This window comes from Mycetocola sp. Y444 (assembly GCF_059445295.1).
This window is the reverse complement of the sequence record NZ_JCAIUB010000001.1, coordinates 863750-887143: the sequence shown is the minus strand read 5'-3', so window position 1 is coordinate 887143 and position 23394 is coordinate 863750. Positions and strand designations below refer to the sequence as shown.

The window sequence follows — 23394 nt, the reverse complement described above, 5'->3', positions numbered from 1 at the left end:
GCTTGCCCGACCGGCATCCGCCATCCTCCCTTTTCCTGCCCGAGAAACGCCGAATGACCCCGAAGAAAACCCCCGCAGCTCCCGAGTCCTTCACCGAGCGCATCCAGGACGTCGACGTCTCCACAGAAATGCAGGGCTCGTTCCTCGAGTACGCATACTCGGTGATCTACTCGCGCGCGCTTCCTGATGCTCGCGACGGCCTCAAGCCCGTCCAGCGGCGCATTCTTTACATGATGACCGAGATGGGGCTCCGCCCGGAGCGCGGGCACGTGAAGAGCGCTCGAGTGACCGGTGAAGTCATGGGAAAGCTGCACCCGCACGGCGACAGCGCGATCTACGACGCCCTCGTGCGTCTCGCCCAGCCATTCACCATGCGCGTACCCCTCATCGACGGTCACGGTAACTTCGGTTCACTCGACGACGGCCCGGCCGCTGCACGGTACACGGAGGCCCGCCTCGACGCCGCCGCACTCGCCATGACCGACGGCCTCGACGAAGACGTCGTGAACTTCATCCCGAACTACGACAACCAGCTCACGCAGCCCGAAGTTCTCCCCGCCGCGTTCCCGAACCTGCTCGTGAACGGTGCGAGCGGTATCGCCGTCGGTATGGCAACGAACATGGTGCCGCACAACCTTGTCGAGGTCGTCGGCGCAGCCAGGCACCTGCTCGCCCACCCCGACGCGACCCTCGACGAACTGATGGAGTTCGTGCCGGGCCCTGACCTCCCCACCGGCGGCACCATCGTCGGACTCGCCGGAATCAAAGACGCATACGCGACCGGCCGTGGAAGTTTCAAGACTCGCGCCAAGGTCTCGGTCGAGAGCCTCTCGGCGAGGAAGACCGGGCTCGTCTTCACCGAACTGCCGTACCTCGTCGGCCCCGAGCGCGTGATCGAGAAGATCAAGGACGGCGTCACCAACAAGAAGCTCAGCGGCATCTCGGACGTCACCGACCTCACCGACCGCACACACGGCCTCCGCCTCGTCGTCGGCATCAAGACCGGCTTCAGCCCCGAGGCAGTGCTCGAGCAGCTCTATCGGTACACACCGCTCGAAGACGGCTTCAGCATCAACAACGTGGCGCTCGTCGATGGCGGCCCGCAGACACTCGGTCTCCGCGAACTGCTCCAGGTCTATGTGGATCACCGGATCGAGGTCGTCACACGTCGCTCCTCCTACCGGCTCGCGCGCCGTCGTGAGCGGCTGCACCTCGTCGAGGGCATGCTCATCGCCATCGTCGACATCGACGAGGTCATCCAGGTGATCCGGGCGAGCAATGACACCGACCAGGCCCGCACGCGCCTCATCGAGGTGTTCGATCTGTCGCAACTGCAGGCCGAATACATCCTCGAACTGCGCCTGCGCAGGCTCACCCGGTTCTCCCGGATCGAGCTCGAGGCCGAACGCGACAAGCTCAAGGCCGAGATCGCCGAACTCGAACTGCTGCTCTCGAGCGAAGCGCTCATCCGCAATCAGGTGTCTGTCGAACTCGCCGACGTCGCGGAGCGCTTCGGCACCCCGCGCCGCACCCTCCTCACGGAGGCGCGGCCCAGCATCGCAACCGCCGCGGCGAAACGCCAGTCTGCGCAGCTCGAAGTGGCCGACGTGCCCTGCAGGGTCTACCTGTCAGCGACAGGGCGCGCGCTCCGCATCGACCTGACCGAGCGTGCCGAGGGTGAGGCACCCGCCGGAAGCGCCCGCGTTCGGAGACGCACGAAACACGACGCCATCCTGTCGACGCTCGAGACGACATCCCGGTCTGAAATCGGCGCTGTGACGTCACTCGGCCGCCTGGTGAAGTTCAGCCCGGTCGACCTGCCCGTCGTACCCGTCAACTCGCTGCAGCTGGGGGCTGGAGTGAAGATCGGTGACTACCTGGCATTGCCGAACAAGGCCGAGCGCGTGCTCGCCCTGGTCTCGCTCGAGAGCACTGATGCGATAGCTCTCGGCACCCGGCAGGGCGTGGTCAAGCGCGTGAGTCCCGGAGACTGGCCGAACAAGCCGGACTTCGAGGTCATCGGCCTCAAGCCCAAGGATGAGGTCGTCGGAGCCGTTCAGGCCCCTGAGTCGACCGATCTGGTCTTCGTCAGTTCAGCGGCGCAACTGCTTCACTTCCCGGCGTCAGCGGTTCGACCGCAGGGCCGGCCGGCCGGAGGCATGGCGGGCATGACCCTGCCGGCGGACAGCCACATCATCTTCTTCGGCGCCGTCGACCCCGGCGCAGACATCTCTGTGGCAACGGTGTCGGTCAGCAGCGAGACGATACCCGGCACAGACCCTGGCAGGGCCAAGGTGTCGGCTTTCTCCGAGTACCCCGCGAAGGGCCGCGCAACCGGTGGAGTTCGCACCCACACGTTCCTGAGGGGTGAGGACATCCTCGCCCTGGCCTGGGTGGGACCGACACCGGCGATGGCAGTGGGACCCGATGGGTCCGCAAGGACTCTGCCGGAGGTCGGCGCGAAGCGTGACGCGTCCGGCACGATGATCGACTCGGTGATCGGCTTCATCGGCAGCGAGATCGCAGTCTAAGACCGATCGCCGATCGCCGTAGCCGAGAACACCCGTTCCGGTCGAGACCACCCGCTACAACGGATGATCTCGACCGCTTCGGGTGATCTCGGCGAACCGCGCCGCTAAACGTCGATGCGGTCGCGGTTGAGCCGGTCGGAGCTGTCGATGATGAACTCCTTGCGCGGTGCGACGTCGTTCCCCATCAGCAGCTCGAACACCTGTGCCGCCTGCTCGGCGTCAGGCACCTGCACCCGGCGAAGCGTACGGTGGCGCCGGTCCATCGTGGTGGTCGCCAGCTGGTCGGCATCCATCTCGCCGAGGCCCTTATAACGCTGAATCGGTTCGAGGTAGCGCTTGTTCGTCTTCTTGAGGTTAGCGAGCACGGCGTGCAACTCCTGCTCGGAGTAGGTGTAGATCGTGTCGTTCGGCTTTGAGCCGGGGTTCACGACGATGACCCTGTGGAGCGGCGGGACGGCAGCGAATACCCTGCCCTCCGCGATCATGGGTCGCATGTACCGGAAGAACAGCGTCAGGAGCAGCGTGCGGATGTGCGCGCCGTCGACGTCGGCGTCACTCATGATGATGACTTTGCCGTAGCGCGCGGCGGAGAGATCGAAGCTGCGCCCGGAGCCTGCACCGATCACCTGGATGATCGAAGCGCACTCGCTGTTCGACAACATGTCAGACACGGATGCCTTCTGCACGTTGAGAATCTTGCCCCGGATCGGGAGGAGTGCCTGGTACTCGCTGTCCCGCGCGTTCTTTGCCGTGCCGAGCGCCGAGTCACCCTCGACGATCAGGAGTTCGCTGTTGGCGACGTCGTTTGACCGGCAGTCAACGAGCTTCGCCGGAAGGGTCGAACTTTCGAGGGCGTTCTTGCGCCTCTGGGTCTCCTTGTGCGCTCGCGCGGAAATCCGGGACTTCATCTCGGAGACAACCTTGTCGAGCACGAGTGCGGTCTGTGCCTTGTCGTCGCGCTTCGGCGACGAGAATCGTTCCTTGAGAGCCTTCGTGACGACGGCGGACACGATATTGCGTGCCGCGGGGGTACCGAGGACCTCTTTGGTCTGCCCCTCGAATTGTGGCTCGGGCAGGCGCACGGTCAGCACGGCCGTGAGGCCGGCGAGCACGTCGTCCTTCTCGAGCTTGTCGTTGCCGACCTTGAGCCTGCGGGAATTGAGTTCAACCTGCTGGCGAAGGAACTTGAGCAGTCCCTGGTCGAACCCGAGCTGGTGCGAACCGCCCTTGGGCGTCGCGATGATGTTGACGAAGCTCTTCGTGACCGTGTCGTACCCGGTCCCCCAGCGCAGGGCGATGTCCACTTCACAGGTGCGTTCGAGTTCGGTCGGCACCATGGCACCGCTGTCGTTCAGCACCGGAACGGTCTCGGTGAACGTGCCAGATCCCTGGAGTCGCCAGACATCGGTGACCGGGGTGTCTGTAGCGAGGTGCTCGACGAATTCCGAGATTCCTCCCTCGTACTGGAAGAGGTGTGAACCCGCGTCGGGCGAGCGCCGGTCATCGATGGTGAGGGCAAGTCCAGGGATGAGGAACGCGGTCTGCCTGGCGCGGGCAACCAGGTCGTCCATCTGGAACGCTGCGCCCTTCGTGAAGATCTGCCGGTCAGCCCAGTAGCGGACCCGCGAGCCGGTTACGCCCTTCTTGACCTTGCCGACCACCCGCAGTTCGCTCCCGAACTCGAACGGCGTGAACGGGGCATCCGGGCTCGGCTCGCGGCCTTTATCGTCGAAGATTCCCGGCTCGCCGCGGTGGAACGACATGGCCCATGTCTTCCCGTCACGATCGACCTCGACGTCGAGTCGCTCGCTCAGCGCGTTGACGACAGAGGCGCCAACGCCGTGGAGTCCACCAGACGCGGCGTACGATCCAGACCCGAACTTTCCACCGGCGTGAAGCTTCGTGAAGACGACCTCGACACCGCTCAGACCGGTCTTCGGTTCGATGTCGACAGGGATGCCGCGTGCGCGGTCCCGAACTTCGACGCTTCCGTCTTCGTGCAGCACAACATCGATGTGGTCACCGTGGCCGCCGAGCGCCTCATCAACGGAGTTGTCGATGATTTCCCAGAGACAGTGCATGAGACCGCGCGAGTCAGTGGACCCGATATACATTCCGGGACGCTTGCGTACGGCCTCGAGACCCTCGAGGACAGACAGGTGGCGGGCGGAATAGTCAGAACTCACCTCACAAGCCTATAGACGGTAAGACGGGAAACGCCCCAAGACACGAGAGGCATTCGCCTCCGCCTGCCCCGGTCTACGCGCACAGCGAAATACCCGCGCGAGTGGGCCGATTCCCGGGTTCGCGTGGTTTCATTGGGTTACAAGGCATTTAGGTCAAAACGCGAGGTCAGGAGGAGCTCATGTCAGAGGGAGAAAACGGTACGGTCGGAAAAGAGACCGGCGCCGTTGACACGCTTGAGCCAAAGCTGACGGCGGCTGACCGCTGCGACAGCTGCGGTGCCCAGGCCTACATTCGTGTTGTCGTCAAGAGCGGCGAACTGCTGTTCTGCGCACACCACGGCAAGAAGTACCAGGAGAAGCTCAGTGCGATCGCACACAGCTGGCACGACGAGTCTTCGAGGCTTCTCGAAGACCAGCGCGCCTGACTGCCGCCGTCTCGTACACATCAGCACACACCCCACACAAAAAACGCCGCCCGGAGCCGGGCGGCGTTTTTTCGTGCACCCGGCTGGCGGGCTCACAGGTTAGTCCCTGGGCTTCAGAGCCGCAGGCAGCTTATTGATGAGAATGGCCCTCGCCAGCTCGACGGTCTTGTCGAGCGCGACGTGCTGGTCGTTCTTCACGTAATCCTCGCCGGCGCGTGACGCCGCGAGCGTGATCAGGTGATCAGCCAGCGCAGGGTTCAGGACCAGCGCGGGGCCGTGCAGGTGCGTACCGTAGCTGTTACCGACGACAGCGCCGTCGGTACCATCGCCGTTGCCGACGCCGTTCCGCACACGCCCGAGTGGTTTCTGGTCAGGACGGCCGACGAAAACCGACGTGTGGTTCTCCGTTCCGACCAGCAGACCGAATTCGCTCTCAACGGCGAACGCTTCGGTGATCGTGCGCGGCCGCGACGAGTCCACCGAGCCGGCGAAAACGCCAGCGCCCGGAATGACTTCGTCGGCGCCGAACCGGACCGAACCACTGAGCAGGTGGAAACCCGCCCCGGCGGCGAAGATCACAACACCGTTGGCAGACCACTCGGCGAGCCGCGGCGCGAGTCGAGCGATGTCGGAGGCCAGTGAACGCTGGGCGCTCGATGTCCCCGTCCCGATGGTGACAATGTCGGGGGTTTCCGGCAGTTCGTCACCCGGGTTGTACGCGTGTTCAGCGACGTCCAGGCCGGCGAGGCGCATCCGCCGGACAAGCGCAGTGCGGTTGCCGACGTCACCGTTCAGCGAGAGGTGGGCCGGGTAGAGTTCCAGAACCGAGATCGTCATGCTGCACCCGCTTCCAGGTCCTTGTAGCCGAGGTAACGACGGGTCGCCATCATCTGGTCATAGTCGAGGAAGAACGTGTGACGCCCGCTCTTCGGCCGTGGGCCGTCGAGCATCCGCTGCACTGCCTTCGTGATGTCGGGTTCGATGATCCCGTAGTCCTTGCCCTCGTAGGCCAGTCGAAGTGCCACGAAGGCACCCTTCGGCCCGGAGATGACGTCGACATGGTCGAGCCGGCTCAGGTCTGCCGCGTAGAGCCAGGACGGGTCCTTGCTCGACTCGTCGTAGGCGAACAGCACGGAGTCCGGCGTCTCCTGCAGGTAGTCCAGGTTCAGCTGGAGGCTCGCAAGGTTCTTGAGCATGAGGATTTCGACCTCAACGCCGTTGACCTGCAGGATCTCCCCACGACCGTAGACGGTCTTCGTGGTCTGGACGGCGGTAATTGCCCGGTGAATGTCGAACTTGTCGCCGAGGTTGCGTGCGGCAAGGGTGAATGCCGCTGCGATGTCCACCGCGTAGTGCAGGCCGCGTGACGGCATCCGGATGTCGTGCACAGTCCCCGCGAACGAGATCTGCGCGTCGTAACCGTCGGCGCGAACGACCTCAGCAACAGCGGGACGCGTGAGCGTTGCTGCGGCGTCGGTAAAGTCTCGGGCTGAAACCTGGCCGTGTGGAGCAGCAGCCTGTACCTCCGGCGTTGCGCCGAAGTAGTCGACGGCCAGTCGGCCCTCGGCCTCAAGCTCGCTGCCGAGCTTGCCCAGGAAGTTGTCATCGCGGTTGAGCACGATCGACGATCCGATTTCCGCGGCGATACCGCGGAACATCTGAGCGACTTTATCCGGCTCACCGAAGCGGTAGATCTGGTCGACGAGCAGATTGAGGATCACTGCAGTTTCAGGCTTCAGCTGCCTCGCAATGGCGGCGCCGTAGCCCTCGTCGATCTCGAGGATGGCGATGTCGGCATCCATGCGACCGGTGAGGCTCGTCTCAGCGAGGATCGCCGATGCGATGCCCTGCGGCATGTTTGCGCCGGAGGGATTCGTGAAGACGCGGAGGCCGTGCTCGCGCATGATCGCGGAAAGCAGGTTGGTCGTTGTCGACTTGCCATTGGAGCCGAGGACGAACACGACCCCGTAGGGCAGCTGTGAGGCGACGTCCCGCATGATGTGCGGGGCAAGCTTCTGCACCACGACGCCGGGCATCGCGCTTCCGCCTCCGCGCAGTCGCGTGACAAAGCGCGTCACGCGACCGGCGAAGATGGGAAGGACGTAGTGCAGGCCTGTCGGTTTACTCAAGGTAGTCACGAAGCGACTGCGACCGGGACGGGTGGCGCAGTTTGGCCATCGTCTTCGACTCGATCTGGCGGATCCGCTCACGCGTGACACCGAAGGTGTCGCCGATCTGGTCGAGGGTCTTGGGCATACCGTCACCGAGGCCGAAGCGCATCCGGATGACTCCGGCTTCGCGCTCGCTCAGTGAGTCGAGCAGGCTTTCGAGCTGCTTCTGCAGCATGGTGAAGCCGACCGCGTCGGCGGGAACGACAGCCTCGGTGTCCTCGATGAGGTCACCGAACTCGCTGTCTCCGTCTTCACCGAGTGGCGTGTGAAGCGAGATCGGTTCGCGACCGTACTTCTGCACCTCGATGACCTTCTCCGGCGTCATGTCGAGTTCACGGCTGAGCTCTTCAGGCGTTGGCTCGCGACCGAGGTCCTGCAGCATCTGCCGCTGGACGCGGGCGAGCTTATTGATGACCTCGACCATGTGCACCGGAATACGGATGGTGCGCGCCTGGTCGGCCATCGCGCGGGTGATCGCCTGACGAATCCACCAGGTGGCGTAGGTCGAGAACTTGAAGCCCTTGGTGTAGTCGAACTTCTCGACCGCACGGATGAGGCCGAGGTTCCCCTCCTGGATGAGGTCGAGGAACTGCATTCCGCGACCTGTGTACCGCTTCGCGAGAGACACCACGAGGCGGAGGTTCGCTCCGAGCAGGTGACTCTTCGCCCGTGCGCCATCTTTGGCTACCCACGTCAGTTCGCGGCCGAGCTGGGTACGCTTTGCAGCGTCATCCATCTGCGACAGCTTGTCCTCGGCGAACAGGCCCGCCTCGATGCGCATCGCGAGCTCGACCTCTTCGGCCGCGTTGAGAAGCGCGACCTTTCCGATCTGCTTCAGGTAGTCCTTGACCGGGTCGGCTGTGGCACCGGTGATGGCCGAGGAGTAGACGGGGAGTTCGTCTTCGTCGTCGGTGGCGGACAGAACGAGCGCACCCTGCGGAAGAGCTTCCGTCGCGATCGTGCTCGGCTTGCTGTCGTCGTCGTCGTGATCGTCGTCGGCGATGTCAGGAGCGGCGGCGGCCTCGTCGACGACGTCGGCCGTCTTCTTCTTTGCCCCGCGCTTCACGGGCGCCTTAGCGGGCGCGTCGTCTGCGGCTGCTGCCTTCGCGGCTTTCGCCGCTGCAGCTGCTGTCATCTTCTTCGCTGCCGGAGCCTTCACGGCTGCGGCTGTCGCTGTCGTCTGTTCTTCTTCTGCCGAAGTTTGTGCGGCCTTGGTGGCCATAAGAGCACCTTTCAGTCCCCGAGCGAAGGAGTCGCCAGAACTCGCTCGCGGGTCCATATTGTTTTCGGACATTACGAGGACCCATGTCAAGTCCGGGCGCTTCACTGCTCGCTTCACGACGTGCATGCCTCGGGAACCTGAACGGGTCCTTATGAGCATTATGCCACGTTTTCACCAGCTACCCCGCCATGGGTCCTGTTCCCCGGCGCCCGCCCTGCGGCGACCTCAGCGGCGGCGTCGGAATCTCTCTATAGCTGCAACCCACAATGGCCCCACTTCAATTCCCTCATCCATGACAATTCTGCGACGCGTCCGCCTGCGAGCACCGATCAGCATGACCACTCCGAAACCGATCACGAGGTACTGCACGAGGAACGCGAGCTTGAACGAAGAGATGCTGTACAGCTCTGCGGTACCCGCACCCGGAGAGGCCTGGAAATCGAGGATCACGCCGATCAGGAACATCATGACGAAGCTGGCGAGGAACCCTCCGACATTGACGACCCCGTTGGCTGCGCCGAGCACGCGCACGGGATTGAAGGTCCTGGCAAAGTCGAATCCGATCAGGGATCCGGGACCGCCAGCGCCGAGAACGACGAGGAGAAGGATGAGCAGCCAGAGCGGAGGCACCCCCGGCCAGCTCAGGAAGAGCGCCCACGCCCCGCCGATCACGAACACGATCGCGAGAACGAGATTGCTTCGCCTGTACGGGAACCTCGCCGAGAGCAGGCCGAGAACGGGACCGATGACGACACCGGATGCCACGACAACGAGAAGCATTGAGGCGGCGAGCGGCTCGTCGAGTCCCATCGCGTAGACCATGAACGGGTAGCCCCACAGCAGCGAGAACACGGTTCCGGATGACTGCGTCGAATAGTGGGCCCAGAAGCCCAGCTGGGTGCCGGGACGGGTGAAGCTCGCCCGCAGTTCCCTGAGTGCCTCGCCGAGCGTCGCCACCCGCGGCTGCTCCGTCGAGCTGGCGGGCCGGTCACGAATCACCGCGAGGGAGAGGACGAGGGCAAGCGCGACGAAGGACGCGGCGGCGAGAAACGCGGACGTCCACCCTGCCTCGTGAAGAACCCATGCGAATGGGATCGCCGAGAGGATCTGCCCGGCCTGACCGAGGTTGCCCATCCACTGTGACAGTTGCGGAACCGTCCGCCCGGAGAACCACGACGTCACCAGTCGCATCACCGAGACGAAAATTGCCGCGTCACCGGCGCCAACCAGAACCCGCCCGAGAACGGCGACACCGATCGACGGGGCAAAGGCCAGGACGGCCTGCCCGGCAACCATGAGCGACAGTCCGCAGATGATGAGAATGCGCGGGCCAAGCCTGTCGATGAGAACACCGATAGGGACCTGGAGCGCAGCGTAAACGATGAGCTGGACGACCGCGAGCGTACTGAGGGCTGACGCCGTCGCGTCGAACCTCTCGACTGCGGACACTCCCGCTACGCCGAGCGTCGACCGCTGCATGACCGCGGCGATGTACGCAATGACACCAACCCAGAAGACGAACCAGGATCTGCGGGAATTCACCCGTCAACCCTATGCCAGCCGGCGATCAGGGTCGTGAGTCCTGGCTACCGGACGGTCCGTCGTCGTGACCCTTCCGTGCGGCCAGGAATTTCTCCAGTTCGTCCGCGATCTCGTCGGCACTCGGGAGCTCGCCATCCGAGTCCATCAGTGGCGACTTCAGGGAGTTGTTCTCCATGTAGGCGTCGTAGCGCTGCTCCAGGGTACCGACGAGGCGCTGAAGCTCCTCGTTGCCCTGCACCTGCTCGTCGATGCGAGAGACGAAGTCCCTGCCCTCTTCCCTGAGCTCGTCGGTCGGGAGGATGAGCCCGGTCGCCGCGCTGATGCTGTCGATCGTCGCGAGTGCCGCCGCTGGGAACTCGGTGTCTGCGAGGTAGTGCGGAATCAGCAACGCGAATCCAGCGACATCCGACCCGCGTTCGGTGAGGCGGTACTCGAGCAGGTGAAGAACGTTGGCCGGCACCTGGGTGTGTGGACGCCATACACTCATCGCGTCGATCAGGTCTTCCCGCGTACCGCTCACCGTGACTCCGATCGGGCGGGTGTGCGGAACCGGCATCGGGATCGCGTGGACCCACATCGTGCGGGCGACGCCGAAACGGTCGATCAACGCGATGACCTCGCGGACGAAACGCTCCCAGAGGAAGTCGGGCTCGTATCCGGTCAGCATGAGGAAGGGCCTGTGCATGTCGTCCTCGGCCAGCGAGAGCTGGAGCGCAGGAGGCGAGTACTCGGTGAGGCGGTCTTCATTGAAGTAGATGATCGGCCGCCGTGCGCGGTAGTCGAGCAGCAGATCGTTGTCAAAGACGGCGATCGGTTCGCTCGACACCGCCTCGCGGGAGTACTCGTTGAACTGGCCAGCCGCACCACCGGCATCGGAGAACCCGGTCAGCGCGATCACGAGGTCAAGCCCCTGGGGCACAGCGGATGCCGTTGGGGTCAGCTCGAACAGATCGCCGGAAACGCTCATGCATCCACTCTAAGCGGCGCAGAGGAGCGAACCTCCCCCGACGCGACCGTGGACGCGCGCCCAGAGCGAACAGGCCGGCAACTGCCGCTCGGGCGCCACGGGCTAGCATGAAGCAATGGCCGTTCCCGAACTCTCCGTCTCCCGCTCCGCCTCCGATCTGAACGCCGACGTCCTCGTCGTCGGCGCAACTGCCGAGGGGAAGAGTCCCCGGCTGCACGCCCCTGACGGTTTCGAATTCCTTTCCGCCTCGCTGGGCGCCGTTGGCGTCACAGGCGCGGTGGACCAGCTCGTTCGCGTGCCAGGGACCGCTGAGTTTCCGACCATCGCGATCATTGGTCTTGGGGCAACCATCTCCCCGGACGCCCTTCGCCTCGCCGCGGGCTCCGCGGTCAGGCAGCTCGCTGGCGCGACGTCGGTCGCCATCGCCCTCCCCCTCGGCGATGCAGCTGCCCTGGCCGCCGTGCTTGAGGGGTCTGCGCTCGGCGCGTACTCCTTTACCGCATACAAGGGAACATCCATCGACAGCCAGAAGACCCCCGTCGCGCGCGTGACCGTGGTCGCTGACGACGCACTGGCCGGCAGTGACGAAGTCGCCGCTCTCACCACGCGGGCGCTCGTCATCGCCAGCGCTGTCGCCGAGGTCAAGGACCTCGCAGCGACGCCCGCGAACGATCTGTACCCGGAGACGCTCGCCAAGGCGGCGGAGACATCCGTTCGCGACCTGCCCATCGACGTCACCGTGTGGGACGAAGACGCCCTGGAGCGTGACGGGTTCGGCGGAATCCTCGGTGTCGGCCAGGGCTCAAGCCGCGGGCCGCGTCTCGTCAAACTGGCGTACGCTCCGGAAGGCGCTCCTCGCCACCTCGCACTCGTCGGCAAGGGCATCACCTTCGACACCGGCGGACTGAGCCTCAAGCCTGCGGCGTCCATGCTCGGCATGAAAGACGACATGACCGGCGCGGCAACGGTCCTCGCCGTCGTTCGCGCGGCAGCCGAGCTGAACCTCAACGTGCGGGTCACTGCGTGGCTCTGCATCGCGGAGAACATGCCGTCAGGGACAGCGATTCGCCCCGGCGACGTTCTGCGGATCAAGAACGGTACAACCGTCGAGGTCACGAACACGGATGCCGAAGGCCGACTGGTCATGGCGGATGGTCTCGTTGCCGCGAGTGCCGAGATGCCGGATGCCATCGTCGACGTCGCCACGCTGACCGGCGCCGCCGTCGTGGCACTGGGCAACCGGTACTCGGGTGTCATGGGAGATGACGCGTTTGTCGCGCAGGTCCTCGACGCCGCGAAGGCCACGGGTGAAACCATGTGGCCGATGCCGTTCGCCGAAGAACTCAGGGGCCTGCTTCGCTCCGATGTCGCTGACCTCGTGAACGCCAAGGTCGGAAACCGGGCGGGCGGAATGCTCCTCGCTGGCCTGTTCCTGCGCGAGTTCATCGGAAAGACGAGCGATGCACCCGACGCTCCGTCCATTCCGTGGGCGCACCTCGACATCGCCGGTTCAGGTACCAACGGTGAATCCGCGTATGGATTCACCGGGACAGGGCCGACCGGAGTGGCCGTTCGATCGCTGCTCAGGATGGCCGAAGACTTTTCCCGCCCGTAGTAAGGTCGTATGGGCAGTAAAACGCCTATCGCGTTACCACCCCGACCCAGGGACGGTGACTTACGCATGAACCCAGATGCACGAGGGAGCAACTCAGTGTCGGAGCAGAATTTTGACATCGTCATTCTCGGTGGTGGAAGCGGCGGCTACGCAGCAGCATTGCGCGCTAGCGAGCTCGGCTTTACCGTCGGACTTGTAGAGAAAGACAAGCTCGGTGGCACCTGTCTCCACCGCGGCTGCATTCCAACCAAAGCACTTCTGCACTCGGCCGAGGTTGCCGACGTCTCGCGTGACTCGGAGAAGTACGGCGTGAAGGCCACGTTCGACAGCATCGATATCTCGGGCGTCACCGCGTACCGCGAAGGAATCGTCGCGAAGAAGTACAAGGGACTCCAGGGCCTGATCAAGGCGCGCGGAATTACGGTCATCGAGGGTGAAGGCCGGTTGACATCGCCGACGACGGTACAGGTTGGCGACACGACGGTCACGGGCAAGAACGTGATCCTTGCCACGGGCTCGTACAGCCGCTCCCTCCCCGGTCTCGACATCGGCGGACGCGTCATCACGAGCGAACACGCACTCGAACTCGACTTCGTGCCCAAGAAGGTTGCCGTACTCGGCGGAGGCGTCATCGGCGTCGAATTCGCGAGCGTGTGGAAGTCGTTCGGTTCAGATGTCACGATCATCGAGGCTCTCCCGCACCTCGTTCCCAATGAAGACGAGTCCATCAGCAAGGGACTCGAGCGCGCGTTCCGCAAGCGCGGCATCAACTACTCGCTCGGCGTGCGCTTCCAGGGTGTGACCCAGGACGAGAACGGCGTGGTCATCACGCTCGAGAACGGAACGACCATCGAGGCCGAGCTTCTCCTCGTCGCGGTCGGTCGTGGCCCGTCGACGGCCAACCTCGGTTACGAAGAGGTCGGCGTCACGATGGACCGTGGGTTCGTCATCACGAACGAGCGCCTCGAAACCAACATCCCGGGCCTCTACGCCGTCGGCGACATCGTCCCTGGACTCCAGCTTGCACACCGTGGTTTCCAGCAGGGCATCTTCGCCGTCGAGGAGATCGCCGGACTCAAGCCGGTGCTTATCCCCGACGTCAACATCCCCAAGGTCACCTACTGCGACCCTGAGGTCGCATCAGTCGGTCTCAGCGAAGCGAAGGCTGCTGAGCAGTACGGCGCAGACAAGATCAAGGCGTACGACTTCAACCTCGCCGGCAACGGCAAGAGCGAGATCATCGGAACCGCCGGAAACGTCAAGGTCGTTCGTGTCATCGACGGCCCCGTTGTCGGAGTCCACATGATCGGTGCCCGGGTTGGCGAACTCATCACTGAAGGCCAGCTCGCTGTGAACTGGGAAGCGTACCCGGAGGACCTCGCTCCTCTGATCCACGCTCACCCCACACAGAGCGAAGCGCTCGGCGAGGCTTTCCTCGCCCTCGCGGGAAAGCCCCTGCACGCACTCTAGTTCTCGCCCGCCGCGGGCGCGTTCGTCACTAAGCTCATACAGCAAGAATTGGTTTCAAAGGAGACAAGGTCATGTCAGAATCCGTAAGCCTTCCGGCACTCGGCGAGAGTGTCACCGAGGGTACGGTCACCCGCTGGCTGAAGAACGTCGGGGATCGGGTTGAGGTCGACGAACCGCTGCTCGAGGTATCGACAGATAAGGTCGACACCGAAATCCCGTCGCCCGTCGCCGGAGTGATCGAAGAGATCCTCGTGCAGGAAGACGAAACGGTTGAGGTTGGCACCGCCCTGGTCAAGATCGGTGACGGGTCCTCCGCACCGGCAGGTGACGCAGAGCCCGCCGCCGAGGCAGAGCCTGCCGCTGAACCCGCTGCCGAGCAGCCGGCGGAATCCGCGGAGGCGGAGTCCAACGAAGCCGAGGCACCGTCGGTCCAGCCGTCGACCGAGGTCCCCGAGGAGGCCCAGGCCGCACCGGCCGAGGCCCCCGCAGACGCACCTGCTCCCCCGGCGCCTGCCGCACCGGAACCCGCGCCCGCCGCGGCAGCACCCGCTCCAGCTGCGCCCGCTCCGGCGGCTGCAGCTCCTGCTGCTCCCGCAGCGCCTTCCGCTCCGGCAGCAGCCCCGGCTCCGGCAGCTCCTGCTCCGGCGAAGGCTCCCGTCGGCGGCGAATCGCTCGGTAGCGGATACGTCACTCCGCTGGTCCGGCGCCTCGCCAACCAGCAGGGTGTCGACCTGTCGACAATCACCGGTACCGGTGTCGGCGGTCGCATCCGCAAGGAAGACGTTCTGCAGGCCAGCCAGGCAGCATCCGTCTCTCCGGCCGCCGAGAAGGCCAAGCCGCTCGACATCTCCCCGCTCCGTGGCACCACGCAACCGATGTCGCGCCTCCGCAAGGTCGTCGCCGAGCGCGCCGTCCAGTCGATGCAGACCTCAGCCCAGCTCACCACGGTGATCGAGGTCGACGTCACCAACATTGCGACGCTCCGCGACAAGGTGAAGGGCGAGTTCCTGTCGAAGACAGGCAACAAGCTCTCCTTCCTTCCGTTCTTCGTCAAGGCAGCAGCCGAGGCACTCACCGCGTACCCGGTCGTCAACGCGACCATCGACGGTGACTCGATCGTCTACCCCGACCACGAGAACATCTCGATCGCCGTTGAGACCGAGCGCGGGCTGCTCACCCCGGTGGTGCGCAGCGCAACCGACCTCAACATCGCCGAGACCGCCGCGCAGATCGCTGATCTCGCCGACCGGACCCGTGCCAACAAGCTCAAGCCTGACGAGCTTTCCGGTGGTACGTTCACGGTGACCAACACCGGTTCGCGTGGCGCGCTCTTCGACACCCCTGTTGTGTTCCTCCCGCAGTCCGCGATCCTCGGAACCGGCATCGTCGTGAAGCGTCCCGTCGTCGTCAAGGCTGCGGGCCAGGAAGCCATCGCGATCCGCTCTATGGTCTACCTCGCCCTGTCGTACGACCACCGCATCGTTGACGGTGCGGATGCTGCCGGCTACCTCGTCGCGGTCAAGAACCGTCTCGAAGCAGGCGCTTTCGAGGCCGACCTCGGCATCTAGTCAGGAAAGTCCGTCGGGCTCCGCAAGGTCCCGCAACAGCCAGCCGGTGTTCGTCTTCATCACGAGGACGAGCACCGGCTGGTTTGTTGTGTCGGGCGTCCCGCCGACGCGAAACAACACGGCGTTGCCCGTGCGCTGGATGAGCTCGATCTGCAGCCCGGCAACGCCGGTTGCGGGCAAGGCGCTCAGCGGGGCGGTGCCTTTCGTCTCCTGGGCGTGCAGGTCGGTGGCCTCCGCAGCGGATCCGGGCTCATCGACGACCGCTACGCACTCGGCGCTGCCGCTCGCGAGGCATCGCGCACGGAACCCGAGAAGCGCTCGGACCGCCGCGTCCGGATCCTCGGCACCGATGGCGATGCGCTCGGCGCCGCTGAGCGCAACAGCCGGTGGCGATGATGCGGAGTGTGTCGGCTTCGGGGCCGCTGTCGAACCGGGGAGCACGCTCAACCCTCCCCAGACCGTCACAATCGCGACCACCGTCGCGACGACGACCAGGGCAGCCCTCCCGCTGAGGGCTCGCCGGACCCAGCCTCCCAATCCGGCGGTTCTCTCCGTAATCACTTCCACGATCGCTGTCGTCGGCGAGAAGCGATCGGCGAGGTCGGCCACCAGGTCGAGCCCGGTGCCGGTGAGTATCGCCGACAGCCAGCCCCCGCTCCCCTGGATGTCGGGTGGCTCGGGGCGGCCCGGCCCTGTGAGCGAACCGGCCGGGAGGTCCGGTGCATCCGCTGCCGTATTTTCCCGGTCGAGGTCGACGGGAAGGGGGTCAGCGAGGGCGAAGAGCCGCAGCTCCAGCTGGCTGAAGAACACGGCGTCGGGAGAGTCACCGACGGTCCGGTCGAACCATCGCAGGAGCGATGGCACGGCATCGCCGACAGAGTCCTCACACCTGTCGAGTACGCAGCGGAGGATTGCACCGAGGGACAGGCGATCCTGACGCCACAGGGTGGCAGCTGTCGCGTCGTCGGGTACGTGGGCACCCCGGACGCCGAGCCGGGTAATGAGGGGGCGGCCGTGCGGGGTGAATGCGACAGCGTCTGGTGTGAGAGCGCCGTGAGCAATCCCCGCCGTGTGCAGGGCGGCGAGGCCGGAAGCCACCGGCGCGAGGATGGTGACCGCCTCCCCCAGCAGCAGTGTCCTGCGCTCGGCCAGTAGCCCGGCGAGCGTGCCCTGCGTGCGCTCGGCGATGAGGATGAGGGCACCTGTGTCATCGGTGGCTACGTCGAGCGCAGCGTGAACGTAGGGTGAGAGTCCGGCGGCCGCTGCTGCGAGTGCCGATGGAGCCTGACCGGCGAGTCGCGTGAGCTCGATCGCACTGGACGCTGACCCGCCGTCCGGTTCGGCGGCGGGTACGACTGCCTGGGCGGGCACCGCGAGCCACGTCGTTGCGTCTGGGGTGTGTTCGATGACGCGAACGAGGCGATAGCCACACAGCACACTGTCGAGGCCTGACCCGACCGCGTCCGCACCCGATGCGTCACCGGCCACCTTGTCGGAGGAGGTGACAGCATGCGGCGCTGCACCGGCGGTGCGGCGTGGTGAAGGCCCGCGCCGGAACAGGGCTGGTCTCATCCGCCGATTCTCCCCGCCGCGAGCCGGTCCGGACTGGGCCGGCCCGACCGGTGGAGCGGATCTCCGCAGCCTGCGGGTGTGAGGGGGCCGGGTGCACCACCCCCGCACGAGGCGTTGCCCGGCCCTGCAAAATCAGGAGCGACCGGGCACATCGGACCCTCCCGGATGCCGGTATCCTTGATCCCATGGCACGCAAAGAAAAGCCAGCTAAGGCTGCGAAGGAACCAGGCCGTTTGAAGCAAATGTGGCAGGTGTTCCAGATGACCCGCCGCTACGACAAGACCGCCGTCTGGTGGATCCTCCTCGCGTTCTTCGGGAGCATCGCTGTTTCCGTCGTTCTCGCGATCCTCATCTCGGGCGGCAGCGTCTTCGGCCTTGTCCTCTGGATCATCGCCGGCGTGCTCGCCGGCATCCTCGCCGCAATGATCGTCCTCGGCCGTAAAGCCGAGAAAGCGGCGTACGGTCAGATCTCCGGCCAGCCCGGTGCCGTCGGCGCCGTCTTCCGCAGTTCACTCCCCCGCGGCTGGCAGGGTAGCGAAATGCCCGTCAACGCGAATGCGAAAACCCAGGACGCGGTCTACCGCGCCGTCGGGCGGGGTGGAGTCGTCCTCGTCGGCGAAGGCCCGCGCTCGCGCGTCACACGCCTTGTCGAAGACGAGAAGCGCAAGGTGAAGCGCGTGCTTCCCAACGTTCCTGTCACCGTTTTCTATGTCGGACCAGACGCTGATTCGGTCCCGCTGCACAAGCTGCCCAGGACCGTTCGCAAGGTCAAGTCGACGCTGACCAAGCCGGAGGTGCTCGCCATCGTCAACCGGCTGTCGTCGCTCAGTTCGAACGGACTGCCGATCCCGAAGGGCGTCGACCCGTTCAAGGTCAAGCCGCAGCGCGCGCGGTAATCGCCTCGCCGCGAACGGTCCTCAGGCTCGGATGAGGACCGTTCCAGCAACCTTGTCGTGGAACCCGCGCTGGTCTGAGTCCCAGACGAGGGCGGGAACGACGATGACGAGCAGCGCGGTTCGAACGATAGGCCGCCAGACACCGGCCCAGCCGCCTGTCACCCGGATCAGCCGGAGTCCAAAGACCCGGTGTCCGATGCTCGCACCGATCGTTGGCAGAAAAACGATCTGCAATACCGCGAAAACCAGCAGGTTTGCCCACGCGTCCGCGTTGAAGAACATCGCCGACACGAGCATGGCGATGATCCAGTCCACGGTGAGTGCGCCGAGTCTCCTGCCGAGCCGTGCCACGCTGTGCGGGCCGCTCTCGGGAAGCCCGAGGCGCTCTCCGGGGTATCGACTCGGGGCGATGTCGCCGGATGATGCGGGATGGCGGCTGTCTGCAGGCATTGTTAAATCCTACGTCGGCTTCAGACGTGTAACATGCCAGAAACATGGGTGTCACTGTCGGGTAACCCCGGGTGCATACCCTTCAAGAGGTTGCACGTTGCATCCTTCTCGGTTCCAACCCTATTTGGAGTTTTCCATATGTTCAGCGATTCTTCCGAGGTGCTCAAGTTCATCAAGGACACGGACGTCAAGTTCGTCGACATTCGGTTTACCGACCTCCCTGGTGTGCAGCAGCACTTCAACATCCCGGCGTCGACAGTAGACGAGGAATTCTTCACTGTCGGGCAGCTGTTTGACGGCTCATCGATCCGGGGATTCGCCAGCATTCACGAGTCGGACATGCAGCTCATCCCCGACGTGACGACGGCGTACATCGACCCGTTCCGCATTGAGCGCACGCTCATCATCGTCTTCGACATCTACAACCCGCGCAACGGCGAGATTTACTCGAAGGACCCGCGCCAGGTCGCGAAGAAGGCCGAGAAGTACCTCGCGTCCACCGGCATCGCCGACACCGCGTTCTTCGCCCCGGAGGCGGAGTTCTACATCTTCGACGACGTGCGCTACGAGATCAACCAGCACTCCAGCTCGTACTCCGTCGACTCCAGCGAAGGCGCCTGGAACTCGGGCCGCGAAGAGCCCGGCGGAAACCTCGCCAACAAGACCCCGTACAAGGGCGGCTACTTCCCGGTCAGCCCCGTTGACCAGCACGCTGACCTGCGCGACGACATCTGCCTCAAGCTCATCGACGCTGGCCTGATCCTCGAGCGCAGCCACCACGAGGTCGGCACCGCCGGCCAGGGTGAGATCAACTACCGGTTCGACACGATGGTGCACTCGGCGGATGACATCCTCAAGTTCAAGTACATCGTCAAGAACACGGCACAGCAGTGGGGCAAGACCGCGACGTTCATGCCCAAGCCACTCTTCGGTGACAACGGATCGGGAATGCACACCCACCAGTCGCTGTGGAACGGCGACACCCCGTTGTTCTACGACGAGGCAGGCTACGGCGGACTCTCGGATGTCGCACGCTGGTACATCGGTGGCCTGCTCAAGCACGCGCCGGCCGTCCTCGCGTTCACGAACCCGACGGTCAACAGCTACCACCGCCTCGTTCCCGGCTTCGAAGCACCGGTCAACCTCGTCTACTCGGCGGGAAACCGTTCGGCATCGATTCGTATCCCCATCACGGGAACGAACCCGAAGGCCAAGCGCATCGAGTTCCGCGCGCCAGACGCATCGGGTAACCCGTACCTCGCGTTCGCCGCGCAGCTGATGGCAGGCCTCGACGGCATCAAGAACCGCATCGAGCCGCACGAGCCGGTCGACAAGGACCTCTACGAACTTCCCCCGGAAGAAGCGAAGAGCATCCCACAGGTTCCGTCCTCGCTCGAGGGTGCCCTTCAGGCGCTCGAGGCAGACCACGAGTTCCTCCTTCAGGGCAACGTGTTCACGCGTGAACTGATCGAGACCTGGATCGACTTCAAGCGCGAGCACGAGATCAAGCCTCTCGCTCAGCGTCCGCACCCGTTCGAGTTCGAGCTCTACTACGGCGTGTAACCCACGTGTGCCTCTGCGGGCCGTCCACCTCTCGGGGTGGGCGGCCCGCAGTCGTTTGTGCCTTCACGCCGGGCCCCTGACGCTGCTCCCCAGCGGCAGCCCTGTCTGGCCGAGCGGACGCTGGATATCGGAATAGCGGGATGTCGGGATATCTCCCCGAGAGTGCGGTCGGGCGCCCATGGGCGCCGGGGGGATATCCCGCAGCAGCGAACCCTACGGCGTTCCGTAGAACTGCTTCTCGAAGACGCTGCGTGCGCGGCGGGTCACCGCGAGGTAATCCTCCTCGAGCCGGGCCGCAGACGCCGGCGGGTAGCCGAGGATCCGTGCGATGCCGTTCAACTGCATCCGGTCACTCGGCAGGACATCGGTCGTGCGGTTCAGCCACAGCGTCATCGCGGACCTGAGCCGGGACGCGAAGATCCACGCTGCCCGAAGGCGTTCGGCGCTCTCCGGCGTGACGAGGTCGTTCTCCACGGCCACCTGCAGCGCCCCCAGGGTGCTCGTCGTCCGCAGGCCTGGGATCGCAGCCCCGTGCTCGAGCTGGAGCAGCTGTACGAACCATTCAACGTCGCTCAACGACCCGCGCCCCAGTTTGACGTGCCGAGACGGGTCAGCACCCTGCGGCAGTCGCTCATTCTCGACCCTCGCCTTGATGCGCTTGACCTCGCGCACCGCGGCATCCGAGATCTCCGCTGGATAACGGATGGCGTCCGCGAGCGACTCGAAGTCGGTGATCAGTGATTCGTCACCCGCGACGCCGTCCGCGCGGAGCAAGGCCTGTGCCTCCCAGGTGAGCGACCACCGCTCGTAATAGGCCCGGTAGGAGTCGAGGGAGCGGGTGACAGCCCCATTCTTTCCCTCGGGGCGGAGCCCGACGTCGAGGTCGAGCGGCAAGCGGTGATCCTCGCTCAGCCGGTTGAGCTCCGCCACTATTCGGTTTGCTGCCCGGTGTGACTGCTCGTTGTCCATGGCCGTCGCCCGGTAGACGTACATGACGTCAGCGTCGGATCCGAACCCGAGTTCAGCGCCGCCGTACCTGCCCATCCCGATCACGGCGAACTCGAGGCTGTCCTCGCCGAGTCCCTCGGTGCGTCGGATCAGGCGCACCAGCGCCCTGATGGTTCCCGTGGTGATGTCGGTGAGCCCCCGGCTGAGTTCCGGCAGTTCGATGACACCGAGCACGGAGCCGAGTGCGAGGCGGAGGATCTCCCTGCGACGAACGCGGCGAATCGCCTTCGCGGCCGCGGCATCCGTGTCGTGCCTCGCAAGAATCGCCGACATCTCGTCTTCGATAGCCGCGAGCGACCTGCCGTGAAGGTCGTTGTTGTCGGCGAGCCAGGCAGCGGCCTCGGGGATCTGGTCGAGGAGTTCACCGATGTAACGGGAGCCGCTGAGCACCCGCGTGAGGCGCTCAGCCACCCCGGAGGAATCCCGGAGGGTGCGGAGGAACCAGTGTGTTCCGCCGAGCGATTCGCTGAGCCGACGGAACGCGATGAGCCCGTAGTCAGGGTCTGCGCCCTCGGCGAGCCAGCGAAGCATTACCGGCAGCAGGTGACGTTGGATCGTCGCGCGCCTGGACACACCGGCGGTGAGCGCCGCGATGTGCGACAGCGCCCCCTTCGGATCCCTGAAACCGATCGCGGCGAGGCGCGCCTCCGCCTGTGCGGGGCTCAGCGCAACTTCCTCGTCGGGAAGGGCGGCAACGGCGGCGAGCAACGGACGGTAGAACAGCCGCTCGTGGAGGCTCCTCACCTCGTGCTTGGTGCTCTCCCAGCGGGTGACGAGCGCATCGGCGTTGGGCGCGAGCGTCGACGCGCGTGCGAGCACGCGAAGCTCTTCCTTGTCACGGGGCATCAGGTGGGTGCGGCGAAGGCCGCCAAGCTGCAACCGGTGTTCGAGCACCCGCAGGAAACGGTAGTCGGCGGCGAAGGCCGCGGCCTCCTCGCGCCCAATGTAACTGTTGGCGCTCAGCGCGTCGAGCGCGAGCAGGGTCGAACGTTCCCGCACGTCGGCGTCAACAGCGCCGTGCACCAGCTGGAGGAGCTGCACGGTGAACTCGATATCCCGGAGCCCGCCAGGCCCCAGCTTGAGTTGATAGTGCACCTCATCGGCGGGAATGTGCTCGGTCACCCTCTCGCGCATCCGCTGCACCGAGTCGACGAAGCCCTCCCTGCCCGCGCTTGACCAGACAAACGGCGCTATCGCGCCGACATACTGCTCGCCCAGTTCGGCGTCACCAGCGAACGCCCGTGCCTTGAGCAGCGCCTGGAACTCCCAGCTCTTCGCCCACCGCTCGTAGTACGCCAGGTGGGACTCGAGGGTGCGCACGAGCGCTCCCTGCTTGCCCTCGGGCCGCAGGTTGGGATCCACCTCCCAGAGCTCGGGCTCGATCCCGGCCTGGCCGAGCCCGCGCATCGTCAGCATCGCGAGTCGCGTGGCTACATCGATGGCGCGCTGGTTCGACAGCCCGGCGGACTCGTCGCCTTCCGCCACGAAGATCACGTCGACATCGCTGACGTAGTTGAGTTCGCCTGCTCCTGCCTTGCCCATCCCGATCACCGCGAACCGCGTTGCGCGCACCTCATCGACGGAAAACAGCATCGGGCCGTTCCCCGGCTGGGTGACCTGCGTCCTGGCGACGGCGATGGATGCTTCAAACGCTGCGGATGCCGCATCAGACAGCGCTTTGGCGATGGAGTCGAACACCGAGACCGGGTCATCCGCGCGCAGGTCGTGTGCGGCGATCCGTGCCAGCCAGCGCCGGTAACGCACCCGGAGACGGGTCCACGCCTCATCGTCGGTGACCTCGGCAAACCCGTCATGCGCGCCGACGGAGTCGAGCATGCTCTCGGTCAGCTCCGCGCGCGTCGGAAGCCGACGGGGCCGGTCAGGGATCCGTTCGAGCTCGGCGGGATGCCGCTGGAAGAATTCAGCGAGGCCCGTTGAAGCGCCAAGCAGCCTGATCAGAGTCTCCGTGCGGCCCGGGTTCGCAAAGACGCCGTTCAGTTCCGTCGGGTGCATCCGCCCGAGCCTGACGAGGCAGTTGAGCGCCTGGTCAGGGTCAGCAGCCAGGCCGAACTGAGGTAGCAGGCCGGCCACGTCGACGGTAACGACACCGTCGAGCTCGTCGAGAAGCGCCCTGACCCCGCTCAGCCCGGCGAAGCCGAGCCGAGCGAGTTCGCTCAGCGCTGTTTGCTCGCGTCGCATCGAGTGTCC

At 65.2% G+C, this 23394-nt stretch carries 16 protein-coding genes; 7 read left to right on the top strand and 9 right to left on the bottom strand.

Annotation, left to right across the window (positions count from 1 at the left end):
* Window positions 1-53: 53 nt before the first annotated feature.
* Complete coding sequence (locus AC1C2M_RS04215; RefSeq protein WP_495435366.1) at window positions 54-2531, top strand: DNA gyrase/topoisomerase IV subunit A; 2478 nt, start codon at window positions 54-56, stop codon at window positions 2529-2531.
* 104 nt (window positions 2532-2635) lie between these two features.
* Here AC1C2M_RS04215 and AC1C2M_RS04210 read toward each other — a convergent pair whose 3' ends face one another.
* Window positions 2636-4717 (bottom strand): DNA gyrase/topoisomerase IV subunit B, encoded by a 2082-nt coding sequence (locus AC1C2M_RS04210; protein ID WP_495434030.1) that lies wholly within the window; start codon window positions 4715-4717, stop codon window positions 2636-2638.
* Window positions 4718-4896: 179 nt separating this feature from the next.
* Here AC1C2M_RS04210 and AC1C2M_RS04205 point away from each other — a divergent pair, with 179 nt between their 5' ends.
* Window positions 4897-5142 (top strand): DUF7455 domain-containing protein, encoded by a 246-nt coding sequence (locus AC1C2M_RS04205; protein ID WP_108961943.1) that lies wholly within the window; start codon window positions 4897-4899, stop codon window positions 5140-5142.
* 99 nt (window positions 5143-5241) lie between these two features.
* Here AC1C2M_RS04205 and AC1C2M_RS04200 read toward each other — a convergent pair whose 3' ends face one another.
* From AC1C2M_RS04200 to AC1C2M_RS04180, 5 genes are all read right to left on the bottom strand, one after another.
* The gene (locus tag AC1C2M_RS04200; protein WP_495435365.1) at window positions 5242-5979 is read right to left on the bottom strand and encodes a type 1 glutamine amidotransferase; all 738 of its coding nucleotides are present in this window, start codon (window positions 5977-5979) and stop codon (window positions 5242-5244) included.
* Window positions 5976-7271, bottom strand: coding sequence for a Mur ligase family protein (locus tag AC1C2M_RS04195; protein WP_495435364.1), 1296 nt, complete (start codon window positions 7269-7271; stop codon window positions 5976-5978). Before AC1C2M_RS04195 ends, AC1C2M_RS04200 begins: the two co-directional genes overlap by 4 nt.
* Entirely contained in the window at window positions 7264-8535 is a 1272-nt protein-coding gene (locus AC1C2M_RS04190; RefSeq protein ID WP_495435363.1) for an RNA polymerase sigma factor, read from the bottom strand. Before AC1C2M_RS04190 ends, AC1C2M_RS04195 begins: the two co-directional genes overlap by 8 nt.
* Before the next feature lie 225 nt (window positions 8536-8760).
* Window positions 8761-10077 carry an MFS transporter gene (locus tag AC1C2M_RS04185; RefSeq protein WP_495435362.1) on the bottom strand — a complete coding sequence of 439 codons (1317 nt, stop codon included), beginning with the start codon at window positions 10075-10077 and terminating at the stop codon, window positions 8761-8763.
* Window positions 10078-10102: 25 nt separating this feature from the next.
* Complete coding sequence (locus AC1C2M_RS04180; protein WP_483404230.1) at window positions 10103-11044, bottom strand: proteasome assembly chaperone family protein; 942 nt, start codon at window positions 11042-11044, stop codon at window positions 10103-10105.
* A gap of 115 nt (window positions 11045-11159) precedes the next feature.
* Between AC1C2M_RS04180 and AC1C2M_RS04175 the strand changes: the two genes are divergently transcribed.
* The 3 genes from AC1C2M_RS04175 to sucB all read left to right on the top strand — a co-directional run bounded on the left by AC1C2M_RS04175 (window position 11160) and on the right by sucB (window position 15697).
* On the top strand, window positions 11160-12659 hold the full coding sequence (locus AC1C2M_RS04175) for a leucyl aminopeptidase (protein WP_495435361.1): 1500 nt from the start codon (window positions 11160-11162) through the stop codon (window positions 12657-12659).
* Between the two features lie 96 nt (window positions 12660-12755).
* Window positions 12756-14129, top strand: a complete 1374-nt coding sequence (gene lpdA, locus AC1C2M_RS04170; RefSeq protein WP_483404232.1) for a dihydrolipoyl dehydrogenase — start codon at window positions 12756-12758, stop codon at window positions 14127-14129.
* A 71-nt stretch (window positions 14130-14200) separates the two neighbouring features.
* Window positions 14201-15697, top strand: coding sequence for a 2-oxoglutarate dehydrogenase, E2 component, dihydrolipoamide succinyltransferase (sucB, locus tag AC1C2M_RS04165; protein ID WP_495435360.1), 1497 nt, complete (start codon window positions 14201-14203; stop codon window positions 15695-15697).
* Here the strand turns inward: sucB and AC1C2M_RS04160 are convergent, their stop codons facing one another.
* Window positions 15698-17269: a protein kinase family protein gene (locus tag AC1C2M_RS04160; RefSeq protein ID WP_495435359.1), complete on the bottom strand. Its 1572-nt coding sequence runs from the start codon at window positions 17267-17269 to the stop codon at window positions 15698-15700.
* A gap of 185 nt (window positions 17270-17454) precedes the next feature.
* On the opposite strand from AC1C2M_RS04160, the gene AC1C2M_RS04155 reads away from it, so the two are divergent.
* Complete coding sequence (locus tag AC1C2M_RS04155) at window positions 17455-18165, top strand: DUF4191 domain-containing protein (RefSeq protein WP_483404235.1); 711 nt, start codon at window positions 17455-17457, stop codon at window positions 18163-18165.
* Between the two features lie 21 nt (window positions 18166-18186).
* Here the strand turns inward: AC1C2M_RS04155 and AC1C2M_RS04150 are convergent, their stop codons facing one another.
* A complete protein-coding gene (locus tag AC1C2M_RS04150) occupies window positions 18187-18615 on the bottom strand; it encodes an RDD family protein (RefSeq protein WP_483404236.1) in 429 nt (142 codons plus the stop codon).
* A gap of 138 nt (window positions 18616-18753) precedes the next feature.
* Here AC1C2M_RS04150 and glnA point away from each other — a divergent pair, with 138 nt between their 5' ends.
* Window positions 18754-20178, top strand: coding sequence for a type I glutamate--ammonia ligase (gene glnA, locus AC1C2M_RS04145; protein WP_108391105.1), 1425 nt, complete (start codon window positions 18754-18756; stop codon window positions 20176-20178).
* A 213-nt stretch (window positions 20179-20391) separates the two neighbouring features.
* Here glnA and AC1C2M_RS04140 read toward each other — a convergent pair whose 3' ends face one another.
* Entirely contained in the window at window positions 20392-23385 is a 2994-nt protein-coding gene (locus AC1C2M_RS04140; protein ID WP_495435358.1) for a bifunctional [glutamine synthetase] adenylyltransferase/[glutamine synthetase]-adenylyl-L-tyrosine phosphorylase, read from the bottom strand.
* Window positions 23386-23394 lie beyond the last annotated feature (9 nt).